The sequence below is a fragment of the Paenibacillus sp. JT31N7 genome (assembly GCF_059692095.1).
Genome location: NZ_JCAUAT010000005.1, coordinates 186,427 through 200,853 on the forward strand (window position 1 = coordinate 186,427; position 14,427 = coordinate 200,853).

The following is a 14,427-nucleotide window of genomic DNA, read 5'->3' on the forward strand; positions in this document are numbered from 1 at the left end:
TCGCTATCTTCCGAAGTTTTCCTCTATTAACTTTTTGTAAAATAAAAAAAGAATTCACAGGATCACTACGCTCCCATGAATTCTTGTGTTCTTGACGGCTCCGCTTCCTGAACGCCGAAATTTTCGTGGACCTCTAAAATTTCCGGTACTGTGTCCAGCTTAGGCAGCGGTCAATAAAAGGGATGGCCGTCTCTATGCCGTTCTCCCCCCTCAAGCTTGCGCCGAGCTCGGCCGTTTTGTTTCTCACTCGTTTATTTTCAAGGGCCCTTAACGCTTGCGTCAGTTTCTTCCGGGTTACCTTGTTCAGGGGCAGGCAGCTTCCCGCTCCCGCTGCGGCGGTCAGTCTTCCCCACACGTGCTCTTCTTCGGTACCCGGACAAACGAGAGCGGGAATTCCCGCTCTCAAGCTTGCATGGGCGGCAGCGGACGATCCCCGGTGCATGATGCTCCGGCAGCGGGAAAAAAGCCAGTCACAGTCCGCCTGCTCCACGGGCAGCGCATTTACGGGCAGCTCATGTCGGAGCCCGCCCAGTGCCTGCCAGTCGGCCTCAATGACGGCTCTGCAGGAAAGCTCATTCGAGGCATCCAAAGCGGTTTGGATACAATGCGCCTGTGTCTGCAAAGGCAGCCCGCTAAAACCGAAATAAAGAGGAGCCTCTCCCTCATCCAGCCATTGCCCCGTATCTTCACGGAATTTACTTGAACAGATGGAACCACCGGTGCCTCCTATCATTCTCCATTCACCCGTTACGGTCTGTCCGGCCAGTCCTTCCGATACGCCGTGTCTCTCCAGGAAACATGCGCTGTATGCGTGCAGGACAGGAATATCCCGGGAAACCGGCTTGATAGAGGCCGCTTCGCACGTTAGCGGCCATCCATACCCCGGTTCCCGTTGGCCCGCTGCTCCATAGAAGAAGGGAAGCTTCCGAAGAATTCCTGATACGAAAGCGGCACTACGGGACACGGGGCAGGGAGGAGTCAGGGCGGCTGCCATAAGTTTGCTGTTAAGCTCATCCGAAACGGCCAAGGCGTGATCAAGCATGCGCAGGTCGGAAATAATCAAATCCGATTCCGCGCAGACTTCCCGTAAATTTGCCGTTCCGCCACCGGCATTTTTTCCCTCCAATCCGCCCTCTCCCGTCCCGAAATATCTCCAGACGCGCTCGTGCATCCGGGCGCGGCCTGTGCCGGAATAGGCCGGACAGATATCCGAACCGGCAGGTACCGCAACCCCCGCTTCGTAGCCGCCGGATTGAAGCGCGGAAGCGAGTGCGGCAAAAGGCTTCACCGCTTCCGGATTACCATAAGCTAACAATGTGATTTTCATACGTTTCACCTATGATTCCTGCCAAACTTTCCGAACCGCCGGGCGGTGCCCCTAATTTATTTTTACGGCAAACAAATAACTCGTCTCGCCTTGATCCCAATAGGAACGCAGCAAAATGGAATAAACTCCCGGCTCTCCCGGCAGACGGATTCTCCCTTGATCCATGTTTATGACCGTATATTTTTCCTTCCCGCCCACGTTTGTGATCAAGGAGCATTCCATCCGGTTCGGCTCTATCCCTTTCGGATAACGGATTCCGATGTACGCGCCGGGTTTGGCGTCGACTGCAGGATATTCCGCCTGCTTAAGCATGGTAAGATCGGATCGGGGATCCCGGATGCAGCCTGCCCAGCACGAATTCCCCTGCAGCAGGGGAATATCCTGCATCCATACGGACTCGTTCTCGAGTCTCTTCTCATAGACGACCTCGGGCTTCGGAGCGGCCACGACATCGTCGAACCTTACACTGTGCTGGTCGATGCTGGTTATTCCCGTAATCGCGTTATATCCGACGTCGGAAGCCATATTTTCGGCTACAAAGCGAAGGGGAACGTACACGTGTCCGTTATAGTCAATGACCGAGAATTCCGTCTGCTTTCCGTTGACAATGAATTTCTGGGAGCTGAGAAAATCCAGGCTGAAGCTTAACGCGTAAGCCAGTATGCTCATTAAAGCCAATAAGCCGAGTGCTGCCGCTGCGATAATTTTTTTCAAAAAGACCGGCCTTTCTTTATCGGATTTAAAGACGATCCCTTCTTGTCACTCGTTTAAATAGGTTGTCGCTCTGTTCTGAATCAGTTTGGCCACTTCTTCCGCCGGCTTCTGTCCGCTGAAATAGGCCGGTGTTTCCTCGTTGATAATCGACAGCACTTTCATATCAAAAGCGGAGAAGCTTTCGGCTTTCCGAATCAATTCTTTATAAAGATTAAACTGATCGTCGGATATCTTCGCCGTTTTTCCTGTCGGGAGCTTAAACGTTCCGGCCTTTACCTGCTTTTGGATCTCATCCAGCTTTTTGTCGTTCACTTCTTTAAGCAGGGAAAATCCTTTCAAATCCTGCAGGGACTGCACGTCTTTAGAGTAAAGGAAGGAAAGGAACGTCCACGCTTCCGCCTTGACGGAGGATTTGGCCTGTACCGCAAACTCGTGAGCCGGAATGATCCGGATTCCCCCCTTCGTGCCCTCGGCATGCGGTTTCTGAAGCAGCTTCGGATTGGAGTAATACTCGTGCGGATTTACGACCATATCCTGAGGCGTGAGAAAAGCGGCCGAATAAAACAGGGCGGTTTCTCCTTCTGCAGTTTCACTTTTCATTATTTTCTCGTCGTACATGTTCTTGATGGATTTCAGCAGATCCGTGAAAGCGGGCGAATCGAACTTCGCTTTCATAGTCGCGGGATCGACAAGCTCCCCGTAACGGTCCATGATGATCTCCTGCAGGGTTACTCCCGGGTCTTCCGCAAAAACGGGCCGCTTCGCTTTGCCGCCTCCCCCGTCTTTTTCCATCACCTTTTTCGCCGTTTCTTCAAACTGGTTCCACGTCCATTTGGCATCATCGATTTGGACGTTCGCCTTCTTGATCGAATCGCCGTCTCCTATGTAGGTTCTCAAGTAGAATGAGGCGGGGAGCGTATATAACCCGCCGTCCTTTTTCTTCATCCCGCTTAAAATGTTCAGGTTTAATTCTTCCTTCTTCAACGTTTTGTCTTGGTCGAACATCTCGTTCAGATTGGCGAGAAGCTTGCCGTGCACATATTTATCGACGGGCAGATCGCTTAATTCGACAATATCCGCCCCCTTGCCCGACAGTAAAGCCGTGTTCGTCGTCTTCACGTATTTCTCAAAATCCCCGGCTCCCCATTTTTCGCCCGCCTTCTTATAGGATTGAATCTGCAAATCGATGTCCGGGTATTTCTCCTCGAACTTCTTCTCGACCGTCTGGAAGAACGGATCGGAACTTTTTAAGGACAGGGTCACGACGGTTTTCCCGTCTTTGCTTTTCGGCTTTTCTTTAGCCGAAGTCCCGCCGGCCTCCCCGCTTCCCCCGGCTCCGCAAGCGCTGGTTGCAAGCGCCGCACAAATGAACACGACCCACATAGGTTTTTTCATCATCCGTAATCCTCTCCTCTATCGGTTATCGTCTTTCGTTATCGTCTTCGCAGCGATTCCTTGCTATTGCAGGCGAACCCGGTTGTTATCCTGCAAGGGCTCGCTGCTTTTGAGAATAATGAGATCTTTTTCATTCAGGCTGTCGGTTTGAATCACGGTCTCCGAACCATTGGCTTCGCTGAAACGGACGGGGACTCTGCGAACTACGAAAATGTTGCCCAGCGCGCCCCTCTGCTCTTCGATCTTATAAATGAACTTGCCGTCGCGCTCCTGATGGACCGCGTCGCTTGAAACCTTAAATCCCTGCTGCACGGAACGCTTCGTGAGCTTGACGAAGGCACGCTCGCCGCCTTTCAGCTCCGGGTTCTCCACTTTAACGCGCAGCGTTTTCCGCGTCACTGTGAGGACCTTGCTCTCCTCCGCCTCCCCGCCGGGAGGGCCCGCCGCCGTTGTCAGCGGTTCCGCATCCCCCGCCTCTTCAACGGTGCCCTCGATAAGCCGGGGCTGCTGATCCGGCGTGCCGAGCCCTACCTCCAGCTTCGTCCCGGCGGTAATCCCGAGGCTGGTCAGCAGTGCGGCATCGGCGGCGAATTCGAGCCGATATCCCTTGGCGCTGTCCGTGATCACGATTTCGGGCTCTCCCGCCGTCGTAGTTCCGGCGCTGGCGTTCACTTTCGTGATCACGCCCTCGAACGGAGCGGCCAGATCTTTCCGGTCTGCCAGTTCTTCCCGCAGACCTTGGATTTTGCGCTCCTGCACGCGGATATCGAGCTTGCGTGTCTCCAGCTCCCGTCTGACGCTCCGGACCTTCATTTCGTCGCCCTCCTTGGACGCCTCAATGAACTGGTCCTGCGCGTTTTGCAGCTCGATCTTCAGCTTCTCCAGCTGCGTGGTTTCGTCCAGCAGCTCCCGTTCGGCGGACTTGCTGTCGTAGACGACCAGCTTCTGTCCTTTTGTCACACGGTCTCCTTCTTTAACGAGAACCGCTTTGATCTTCCAGCCCGCAGGACTTCCCAGCTTCTCTTCCGCAAGCGGACGCAGAACCCCGGTTCCTTCGAGCGTATGTACAAGACTTCCGTAGATCGCGCTTTCCGTTCTCACTTTGGGTAAAGTCAGTGCCTGCAGCGTATTGCCGAATAAGGTGAACAGGATCAGTCCCCCGATAAACAAACCGGCAATGATCCGGATATTTCTTTTGCGCTTAAGATCTTTAATCGCTTCCTGCTCCATTCCCGAGCTTTCCTCCCCTTGCAGAAGCTACCCTTTGATGCCGGACAATTGAATGCCTTCGATAAAATTCGTTTCCGCGTACAGAAACAGCAGCACCATCGGCGTCATATAAAGCATGGATGCGGCGAAAGCGATCCCTCTCTCCCCTTGATGCACCCTGGATAAGTAAACGGAGAGCGGCTGCTTGAACGGATCGTCCAGAAAAATAAGTGGCTGCTCCACCATGTTCCAGTAATCGACGAACAGCAGCACCACCAAAGCGGATACCCCCGGTTTAACCATCGGGATAATAATCGTGGAGAAAATCCGCCAATGCCCGGCTCCGTCTATCTTGGCCGCTTCGATATAAGCGTACGGGATGTGCAGCATGTACTGCCGGAGCATAAAGACGCCGAAAGCGGCAAAAATTCCGGGCAGAATGATGGCTCCGGGACTGTGGAGCAGCCCCAGTTTATCCGCCATGATGTAATTGGGCACGAGCGTCACCTGAAACGGCATGAGCATCGTCAGGACATAAACGAGAAACAGGGGCTCCCGGCTGCGAAAACGCAGCTTGGAGAACGCGTACGCAGCCAGTGCGGCTACGGCCGTCTGCCCGGCGATGATGGGAACCACCAGAAAGACCGAGTTCCAGAACATCCTCATAAATCTCGGACTATGAATCAGCACTTCGCCGTACTGTTCCAGCGTGACCAGATCGGGCAGCAGCTTCAGATTAACGAAGGCGTCCGCTCCCGAACCGGCTTCGTTCATCTGGCCGATGAGCCCGTAGTTCATCCCGATTTCCCGCTCGGTCATGAGAGAGTTTGTGAAAGTTATCACGACCGGTACTAGCAGCATTCCCGCGATAACCGCCAGCATGACCGTTATCGTCCCTTTTTTCAACAGCTTGAACAGTTGCAATCGTCTTCCCCCGCTATTCAAGAAAACTCCGGAAACGGCGTTCCAGTGCAAAAAGGACTAAAACCAGAAGCAAAATACAGCCCGTCATCAGTGTGGCCGCTGCCGTCAGCTTGGGAACATCCAAGGACATGAACATGTTGTTCATATAGTGCTGCAGCATATAGATGCTGTCTTGCGGATAATCCCCCGCTATCAGGTACGTTTCGCGGAACACCTTGAATGAATTGATGACGGACATGATCGTGACGAAAAACAGCGTCGAGGTTAAGTAGACCAGCGTAATACTGCGGAATTGGCGAAACGGGCCCGCTCCTTCGATCCTGGCCGTTTCGTAATAGTCATGGGGGATTTGCTGAAGCCCCGCCAGGAACAAAATAATGTTATACCCGATATTCTTCCACAGATAGACGGCGATCACGACGCCTTGGGCGGCATCCGTCTTCATCCAATCCACACGCGCCCAGTGGAAATGGCTCAGCCAGGCGTTAACCGATCCGTTCCAGTCCAGCAGAATCTGCCATATGAGAATGATCGAAGCCGCGGGAACGACAAGCGGCAGCACGAACGCGGTCCGGAGCCATTTCCGGATATACAGGTTCTGATGAAGCAGCATCGCCAGGCTTAGCGACAGAAGAATCATCAGCGGAACACTGACCAGCGTAAAGGAAGCGGTATTCCGGGCCGCCTTGCGGAACGATTCGCTCGCCAGAAGCCCGCGGTAATGCTCGAAACCGACGAACCTGCGGTCGGCCGTACTTTCCACGAACGAATCATACACGCCCATGGCAAACGGGATGAGATAGAAGATCATAAATCCCAGCGCGCTCGGCGCCAGAAACATCAGAACGGCCGCCTTATCCGAGCGGGCATGTCTAAACATCCGCGGCTTCAATCGGGTACACGAACTGTCGTGGTTTCATACTTGGACCGGTCCTTTCCTCGTTTTCGGATAAGCGGAGACTCTCACCGCCAGTTCCAGAATAGGAAAAAAACTTTAAAGAACAAGTAGGGTAAAATTAAAATTTTTCTTAAATCGTTTGCTTAAGGGTTGCCCCCGCTTCGTGTTCCGATTCATTTCTCGGCAGCCGGACCTCGAACAGCGTCCGGACGGGATTGCTCTGCACCGTTACCGTACCGTTATGACGCTCCACAATATTCTTCGTGATGAACAGGCCGAGTCCGGTACTTCCCGTCCGGTGGCTGCGGGCCTCGTCCGCCGTATAAAACATATCGAAAATACGCGGCAGCTCCTCCGGCGGAATACTGTCCCCGTAATTGATGACTTGAACGACTGCCTCTTCTCCTGCGGACGCCGCGATAACGTCGACATACCGTCCGTCGCCGCCGTAGCGGATCGCGTTCGTCAGAAGGTTTTCGAACACACGCGCAAGCAGCTCCCCGTCCCCCCATATATGAAGGGGCTGATCCGCATTTATTCTCAGCGTGAGCTGATTTTTCTCGAACATCGGGTACAATTCCTCGTTAAGCTGGATAAGCAGCTCGCCGAGATCGATCCGGTTTCTCTCGACCTTGAGCATGCCGTAATTCATCCGGGTAATTTCAAACAGTTCGTCCACAAGCTTCTCCAGTCTCTGCGACTTGGTGAACGCGATCTGGGTAAAATGCCTGACCTGCTCGGGAGACAGCTCCTTGTCCCCCAGTATAAAATCCAGATAGCCCAGTACGGAAGTAAGCGGCGTACGCAAATCGTGCGCCAGATTGAGCACCAGCTGATCTTTGCTGCTTTCCGCAAAATCTCCCCGGTTCACGGCTTCCTGCAGCTTCTCGCTTGCAAGGTTAATGTCCTTGGCGATGTCTCCGAATTCATCGTTGGAAGCCACATGGACCCGGCTGTTGAAGTCGCCGCCCGCAAGCCGGTGGATACCGTCCGATATTTCCCGGAAATAGACCGCATACGACCGCGTAAAAAAGAAGAAAAACAAGATCGCCATCGGGATAAAAAACAGCAGAAAAAAGTTGATATCCCCGATCTTGTGCAGAAACAGACGGAAATACGCGAGCGGGTCTTCAAACTTGACTTGGGTACGATAATACATTTGAAGAGCTTTATAGATGAGATAAGTAATAAGGCCGGCCAGAAGCATGCTTACGCCGAGCAGCAGTATCATTTTAGTCCGGAAACTCCGCAGCATATTAGGCATTGAATGTGTACCCTACTCCCCAGATCGTTTTGATCAGTTTGTTCTTGTTTACATCTTCCCCGAGCTTTTTGCGGAGGGTACGGATATGGACCATGACCGTATTCCCGCCTTCGTAATATGCGCCTCCCCATACCTGCTGGAAAATGTTTTCCACGCTGAACACCTTCTTCGGGTGTTTCGCCAGAAGATACAAAATATCGAATTCCTTCGGGGTCAATTCGATCGGATTTCCGTACAAGTTGACGGTACGCTGCTCGGGGTAAATAACCAAGCCTCCTGTCTCCAGGATCGGCTTGTCGGCCGCCGCCGCCTGATTCAGCTGCAGAAACCGGCGCAGATGGGCATTCACGCGGGCGACCAGCTCCATCGGGTTAAACGGCTTCGTAATATAATCGTCGGCGCCTCTTACGAGACCCGAAATTTTATCGAGATCCGTCGTTTTGGCGCTCAAAAAAAGGATCGGCATATTGTGTTTCTCCCGGATCTGGCGAGTCACTTCATACCCGTCCATTTTCGGCATCATGATGTCCAGAATCGCCAAATCTACCGAATGGGTCTGAACGGCTTGCAGGGCATCCTGTCCGTTATGTACTTTGAGGCAGTCATATCCTTCTTTTCTCAGATGCATGTCTATTAAATCCGCAATTTCTACTTCATCATCGGCTATCAGTATGGTAATGCGCTTCATGCTATCCACTCCCGTATCCATTCAACGTTTTATAAAAGCGGCAAATCGGTTCCATCCGGGCTTTCATAAGCAGTCCCGCCCCACAATCATACTCATTTTTTCCCAGTAAGCCCAGACGGTTATAAGCACAACGGAAGTTCTCTTAGAGAATTGTAACTATTTTGAAAGTTTTTCTTAGGGAGAACTTAAAATTTAGGCCCCATACTAGTAAACAGCTGAAGCCTCGCGACAATGGAGAGGAGAAACACCATTTATGAATTTGAAAACGATCCTTCTGGGTGGAATTACCGCCGCAGTTGTACTGCTTATAGCCTGGAATTCCCTGACTCTTACCCGGCACGGCGAGGCTTTGCCCGTACCTGATTCAGTTGTATCCGAATCCGCTGCAATACAGCCGGCTTCCGGCAAAGCGGATAAGGAGCAGCCTTTTAATGAATCGATAGAGGGGGAAGCCGCCGTCCTGATGGATGCCGAAACCGGAACTTTTTTGTTCAAGAAAAATAAAGACCTCCGCCTCTATCCGGCAAGCACGACCAAAATCGTAACGGCGCTGGTTGCGCTTGAAAAAGGCGGCTTGCAGGACCGGATTACGGTCGGTGACGAAGTCCGCTTGAAGACGAAGGGAGAAAGCACGGCGGGATTGCAGGAAGGCCAGAGCCTTACGCTCCGGGACCTGATCGTTGCCATGATGCTGCCCTCGGGCAATGACGCCGCCAGAACGGTCGCCCGTTATATTGCGGAGAAGGACAAGGGCCGGAAGCTCTCCGCTCAGCAGAGCATCGATTATTTTGCCGGGCTGATGAATGCGAAGGCCTCCAAGCTCGGCGCCAAAAAGAGCCATTTTACAAATCCGCACGGGCTGCACGATCCCGATCATTACACGACTGCGGGCGATATGGCTCTATTGGGCCGCGAAGCCATGAAAAACAAAACGTTCAGCTCCATCGTCAGTGAGCCTAAGCAGGCCGTCACCGTATCGTCCGGTTCCCGGACTTATGTGAACCGCAATCAGCTTCTTCAGGAAGAAAGCGAATTTTATATCGAGGGGGTGAACGGGGTGAAGACCGGCTTTACCGACGAGGCCGGCTATTGTCTCGTATCCTCGGCCGTCCTGAACGGAAAGAAGGTGATCGGCGTCGTGCTTCATTCGAGTTCGGGCGGCATCTATACGGATACCCGCTCCCTGCTCGCGTATGCCGCGAACGAATAGGATCGTTTGGCTGCCTGTACCTCGCAGTAAACGATCAGGCGGCTGCCGCCCTCTTACGAGAACCGCTCCGCCGTTCTTCGCAAGCCTCCCGGCATACCGTCCGCATACCCGATGGAAACGGCGGCGATTTTGCCGGGCTCGTCTGTCGTATGAATTCTCCTGCAGCCGGATGCTTCCTCTGCCTTGGGCCAATCCACATTCGCATAGAAAGGCTCCGTGATGCTGCACTTTTCTCCGTTTCCTTCATGTTAGCTTCCTCATCTTAACGATTTGTAACTTAAATATTAAGAATAGATATGAAGAAAATAACATTATAGTTAACATTTCAAGCCATTTCGGGAGCCTATTTCGTTTGCTCTGAGAAGGCTTTCCGCTTCCTGGGTGACGAATTCGGTTCCGGCTGTATTCTTTCCGCAGGCCCATATAGTGATTTGAGGGATTCAAAAGTGCATTTCATCCGAAAATGATCTATGCAAAGCCAAAAAATTATATCATGCTTAGATGGGGTTCTAAATAATAGAATCGAATCTGAGGGGTGTCTCTTATGTATAGAGTGGCGATTTGCGACGATGTGGAAGAACAGCGGGACCTTGTTAAAAACATTCTGATCACTTTATCGGTTAAGACCAACATAGAATTTGAAATGAGTTTGTTCGGTTCGGGAGAAGAACTGGTATCCTATTATGAGCGCGGGGAAACACCGTTTCATATTTTAATCTTGGATGTTGAAATGGGCGGGATGAACGGGATTCAAACCGCTGCAAAAATAAGAGGGATGAACCGCCTCGACGAACAAATTATTTTTCTGACGAGCTATCCGGAGTATATGGTCGAAAGTTTTGACGTCATGACATTCCAGTATTTGATAAAGCCCGTTGCCCCCTCTATCCTGGAAGAGAAAATCATCAAGCTGTGCCAATACTTTCAGTCACTTGATAAAAAGTTTATGATCATCAAATCAGCCTATGAAGAAGTCGTTATCAAATATGATGATCTCATTAGTATTGAAGCTGCCAAAAGTTTAACCATAAAAAGCAAGCTGCATTTTACGACCGTTAATCAAGCCTATGAAAGCAAAGGAACCCTTTCGGATTATGCTCTTGCCTTAAAAGATCATAAATTTCTACAAATCCACCGATCCATTATTATTAACCTGCTTCATGTGAGGAGGTTTGCCAAGGGAGTTGTTCTCATGTCCAATGGCATGGAATTACCCATAGGCCGTTCTAAAGTTAAAGAGGTTAAAGATGTATACACCAAATTTATGATTATGAAGGTCGATGGCTATGACTCAAACTAATTTACCCATTTTCTTTAGTATGGTACTTGTAATGGGTGTCCAAATTAATTTTTTCTTCAACTCGGTTTTCGATAAAACCACGCAAAAACGCAAACGTTTCATTTACTTTCTTATCTTCGGGCTGTTCGATTACCTGTACCTCGTTACTTCCTTATCGCCTGCGTTATCTTCGATTGTATCCTTGCTTCTCATCTTTACTATTGCGCAATCTTATCAAGTGGAATTTAGAATGAAAATTATTTTTTCCATGCTTTACGGCGTTTTGATGTCTATCTCTAATACGATCTCCCTTTATATTTTATATACGCTGGATAACGTTGAATTTGACACCCTTGACCTTGTAACTCAGCCCACCGCTCAAATTTCCTACACAAAGCTTATTTTCCTCAGCTGCATGATCATGTTCGTCGTCATTCAGATTATACGACTCATTGCCAAACGCAGAAGCTTTTCTTTGCCTTATCGTTACTATGTCTTATTTTTGGTTATTCCACTCCTAAGTATCTATCACTTGAATATTCTAACGTATAAGAGCTTCTATTCTTTCCTTTCCGCCATCGGCTTTCTTTTCTTAAACGTGATGATTGTCTATATTTTCGATACGATTATGGATAAATTTCAATTCATGCACGAGAATGCCCAGCTCCAGCAGCAGATGGACTATCAGGATGCGAATTACGAAAAAGTCGTTCACAGCTTCAAATCCATCAAAAGAATCATTCACGATACGAATCAACAGTTCTTGTATATCGAAGAGTGTATCAAACGAAATGAGCTAACGGCCGCAATGGAACATATCAAAACGACCTTAAACAAAGTCGAAGGAGCCTATCAGCGGGTGAATACGGGAAATCTGGTTATAGACGCCCTTGTCACCAATACACTTGATATCGGACAAGCCAATGGCATAAGAATCGATACCAGGCTTAACCTTCGCTCGCAAGAAATCCCCATTGACCGTTATGACCTATGTGTGGTTATGGGAAATATGCTGGATAACGCACTTGAAGCTTCCAAACAGATCAAGATCGCGGAAGACCGGTACATTCTCATAAAAATACATGCGACCGAGTCTGCCCTTCTCATACACATCTTGAATCAGATGGAGAATGAAGCTTCCCACTTACAGAGCCGGAAACCAAACCCGGAATTTCACGGGATCGGTTTAACCAATATCGCCAGAATTTGCGACAAGTACGGCGGTCATATGACCATCGAAACGAAACACAAACAGTTTAATAATATGGTCCTGCTGCCTTTCTTAACGAACAATCCTTAGACAACATGTTGTTTAGGGATTGTTTTTTTCGTTTCAGGGCGTTTTTTTATTCGTCTATCATTTTCCATATATGATTAATTCAGCAAGAAAATTTCAAACTGAATTGCAAGGAGGAATTATTCATGAAGAAAATGGTTTCCGTATTGATGACCACCATGCTTTTAACCGTGCCGGTCACCTCTGCATTTGCTCAAACGACTCAGGATCCTGTTAAGGAAAAGGCAAAGGTACTGGCTTCGAAGATTGTGTCCGACTATGGGGCAAGCGGGATACAGTATGCGATCAGGGATCACGGATCCGTTGTTTTATCCGGCGGCGCAGGTGTAAAAGATAAAGCTGCCGATAGCCCGGTAACGAAGGAAACAATGTTCGGAATAGGTTCTGTAAGTAAAGTGTATGTAACGGCCGCAGCGATGAAGCTCGTGGATACCAAACAAATTGAACTCGATAAACCGCTGACCACGTATTTGAAAGACTTTAAGATGGCCGATGAACGATACAAAAAAATTACACCGCGCATGTTGATGAATCATTCTTCGGGACTTTACGGCAGTCACTATGAGAATGGCTTTTTGTTCGATGACAATGATACGAAAACTCATGATGAATTACTAGCCAAATTACGATCCGAACACTTAAAGGCAGACCCCGGTGAATTTTCGGTCTATTGCAACGATGGTTTTCAGCTGCTTGAAATCTTGGTTGAACGCATAAGCGGGTTAAGTTACAGCGAATTTCTTAAAACCCATTTTAGCAAACCTCTTGATTTAAGCTCTACGGAAACACCACGCGATACATTTGACAGAAACAAGCTTGCAAAAACGTATGCTCCTGAAACCGGTCAAGTTTTGCCTGTTGAAAATGTCAATCTCATCGGGACGGGAGGCATTTACTCCACGGCTGAAGAAGTAAGCAAGTTCGGCGATCTCCTAATCGGGAACCGGACGGATATCTTATCCGAGAAGTCGGCCAAGGCTATGCAAAGTCATGAGTATAGAAAAGGACTGTGGGTACCGGAAGAGACCAACACCATTAATTACGGTCTCGGTTGGGACGCCGTCAAGTTAGCCCCGTTCGATGAATACGGGATCACGGCGGTATCCAAAGGCGGCGATACGCAGATGTATCATGCGAACTTAACCACCCTTCCGGAACATGATATTTCTATAGCGGTGCTTTCGTCAGGTGGATCTTCCATCTACAATAGTATTATGGCATCGAATGTTTTATTGGAATACGTAAAAAAGAAAGGCATCATTAAAGAGATTTTACCTGAAAAAAAATTCCAGCCAACCGTGAAAGTGGATATGCCTTCGGAACTGCAGGCTTACTCGGGATTATACGGTGCTACCGATAAAACAGTACATCTGGAGATCAAAAACGGAGAGATTGATATCCCCTCTTTAGGAGGGTTAACCCCGCCTCAAAAATTTGTCTATACCGGCAAGGGGCAATTCAAGAACAAAGAGGGAAATCTTACCCTAAGCTTCGACCGGTTAAAGAATGGAAAAACGTATTTGAAATTTAACAGGCACCTGGACTTTCCGGGATTAGGCCAAACGGTCATGGCTGCGTATGAATATCAAAAGCTGGACCGCAATCCTCTTGACCAACCAACCAGAAAGGCTTGGGAACAAAGAAACGGGAAGCGTTACTACGCCTTGGATGAAAAAATCACTTCCGTCGGTTATGGGAACCAAGCGCTTTTAACCAAAGAAATAACCGTTGATGCCGATTACGGATACGCCTCCGGCACTAAAATTGTGAACAAGAATAAAGCCGTCAACGTAACGGCTGTTCCAATCATGAACGGTAGAGATTCTTTCGACTTGAATTTTTATAAAAGGAATCATACAGAGTATTTAACAATCACTGGACAATCGTATATCCGTGAAGATGATATTCAGCCCTTCTCCCAAGGAAGCTCTGTAATTCGCAGCATATCATCCAATGGTCAGGCCGCATGGTACAAGATTGATAAACAATCGGCCGGTCGGACGTTAACCGTTAAGGCTCCGGCAAGCGGAGGATTCGCCGTTTATGACGCGAAAGGAAAGCTTGTGAACTTCTCAAAGATAAGCAAAAATGATTCGGCCGTACTGCCTGAGGGCGGGCTGATCGTTTTCGGCGGTAAAGCTGGCGATGTATTCAAAATCGACTTGAAGAAATAAAACGAGATAGCGAAGAAACCAGACAGCGGACCGCTGCCTGGTTTCTTC

Annotated in this window: 13 protein-coding genes; 4 read left to right on the forward strand and 9 right to left on the reverse strand. The window is 49.5% G+C overall.

The genetic code is table 11. The features are described from left to right. Window positions 1-133 precede the first annotated feature (133 nt). From AC58P5_RS21300 to AC58P5_RS21335, 8 genes are all read right to left on the reverse strand, one after another. Window positions 134-1,327: a glycosyltransferase gene (locus tag AC58P5_RS21300; protein ID WP_497390100.1), complete on the reverse strand. Its 1,194-nt coding sequence runs from the start codon at window positions 1,325-1,327 to the stop codon at window positions 134-136. A 51-nt stretch (window positions 1,328-1,378) separates the two neighbouring features. After that, on the reverse strand, window positions 1,379-2,041 hold the full coding sequence (locus AC58P5_RS21305) for a stalk domain-containing protein (RefSeq protein WP_497390102.1): 663 nt from the start codon (window positions 2,039-2,041) through the stop codon (window positions 1,379-1,381). 45 nt (window positions 2,042-2,086) lie between these two features. After that, the gene (locus AC58P5_RS21310; protein WP_497390104.1) at window positions 2,087-3,439 is read right to left on the reverse strand and encodes an ABC transporter substrate-binding protein; all 1,353 of its coding nucleotides are present in this window, start codon (window positions 3,437-3,439) and stop codon (window positions 2,087-2,089) included. 60 nt (window positions 3,440-3,499) lie between these two features. Then, complete coding sequence (locus AC58P5_RS21315; protein ID WP_497390106.1) at window positions 3,500-4,666, reverse strand: efflux RND transporter periplasmic adaptor subunit; 1,167 nt, start codon at window positions 4,664-4,666, stop codon at window positions 3,500-3,502. Window positions 4,667-4,693: 27 nt separating this feature from the next. Continuing rightward, window positions 4,694-5,527 (reverse strand): carbohydrate ABC transporter permease, encoded by an 834-nt coding sequence (locus AC58P5_RS21320; RefSeq protein ID WP_497390421.1) that lies wholly within the window; start codon window positions 5,525-5,527, stop codon window positions 4,694-4,696. A gap of 55 nt (window positions 5,528-5,582) precedes the next feature. Next, window positions 5,583-6,449, reverse strand: coding sequence for a carbohydrate ABC transporter permease (locus tag AC58P5_RS21325; protein ID WP_497390108.1), 867 nt, complete (start codon window positions 6,447-6,449; stop codon window positions 5,583-5,585). Between the two features lie 148 nt (window positions 6,450-6,597). Further along, window positions 6,598-7,731, reverse strand: a complete 1,134-nt coding sequence (locus AC58P5_RS21330) for a sensor histidine kinase (protein ID WP_497390110.1) — start codon at window positions 7,729-7,731, stop codon at window positions 6,598-6,600. After that, window positions 7,724-8,419 carry a response regulator transcription factor gene (locus tag AC58P5_RS21335; protein ID WP_497390112.1) on the reverse strand — a complete coding sequence of 232 codons (696 nt, stop codon included), beginning with the start codon at window positions 8,417-8,419 and terminating at the stop codon, window positions 7,724-7,726. The genes AC58P5_RS21330 and AC58P5_RS21335 overlap by 8 nt, the downstream gene beginning before the upstream one ends. Window positions 8,420-8,672: 253 nt before the next feature. On the opposite strand from AC58P5_RS21335, the gene AC58P5_RS21340 reads away from it, so the two are divergent. After that, window positions 8,673-9,629 (forward strand): D-alanyl-D-alanine carboxypeptidase family protein, encoded by a 957-nt coding sequence (locus AC58P5_RS21340; RefSeq protein WP_497390114.1) that lies wholly within the window; start codon window positions 8,673-8,675, stop codon window positions 9,627-9,629. A 53-nt stretch (window positions 9,630-9,682) separates the two neighbouring features. On the opposite strand, the gene AC58P5_RS21345 is transcribed toward AC58P5_RS21340, so the two are convergent. After that, window positions 9,683-9,826, reverse strand: coding sequence for a hypothetical protein (locus tag AC58P5_RS21345; protein WP_497390116.1), 144 nt, complete (start codon window positions 9,824-9,826; stop codon window positions 9,683-9,685). Window positions 9,827-10,173: 347 nt separating this feature from the next. Here AC58P5_RS21345 and AC58P5_RS21350 point away from each other — a divergent pair, with 347 nt between their 5' ends. The 3 genes from AC58P5_RS21350 (at window position 10,174) to AC58P5_RS21360 (ending at window position 14,379) form a co-directional block, all read left to right on the forward strand. Beyond that, entirely contained in the window at window positions 10,174-10,929 is a 756-nt protein-coding gene (locus AC58P5_RS21350) for a LytR/AlgR family response regulator transcription factor (RefSeq protein ID WP_497390118.1), read from the forward strand. Beyond that, a complete protein-coding gene (locus tag AC58P5_RS21355; RefSeq protein WP_497390120.1) occupies window positions 10,916-12,208 on the forward strand; it encodes an ATP-binding protein in 1,293 nt (430 codons plus the stop codon). The genes AC58P5_RS21350 and AC58P5_RS21355 overlap by 14 nt, the downstream gene beginning before the upstream one ends. A gap of 122 nt (window positions 12,209-12,330) precedes the next feature. Further along, window positions 12,331-14,379, forward strand: coding sequence for a serine hydrolase domain-containing protein (locus AC58P5_RS21360; RefSeq protein WP_497390122.1), 2,049 nt, complete (start codon window positions 12,331-12,333; stop codon window positions 14,377-14,379). Window positions 14,380-14,427: the final 48 nt, after the last annotated feature.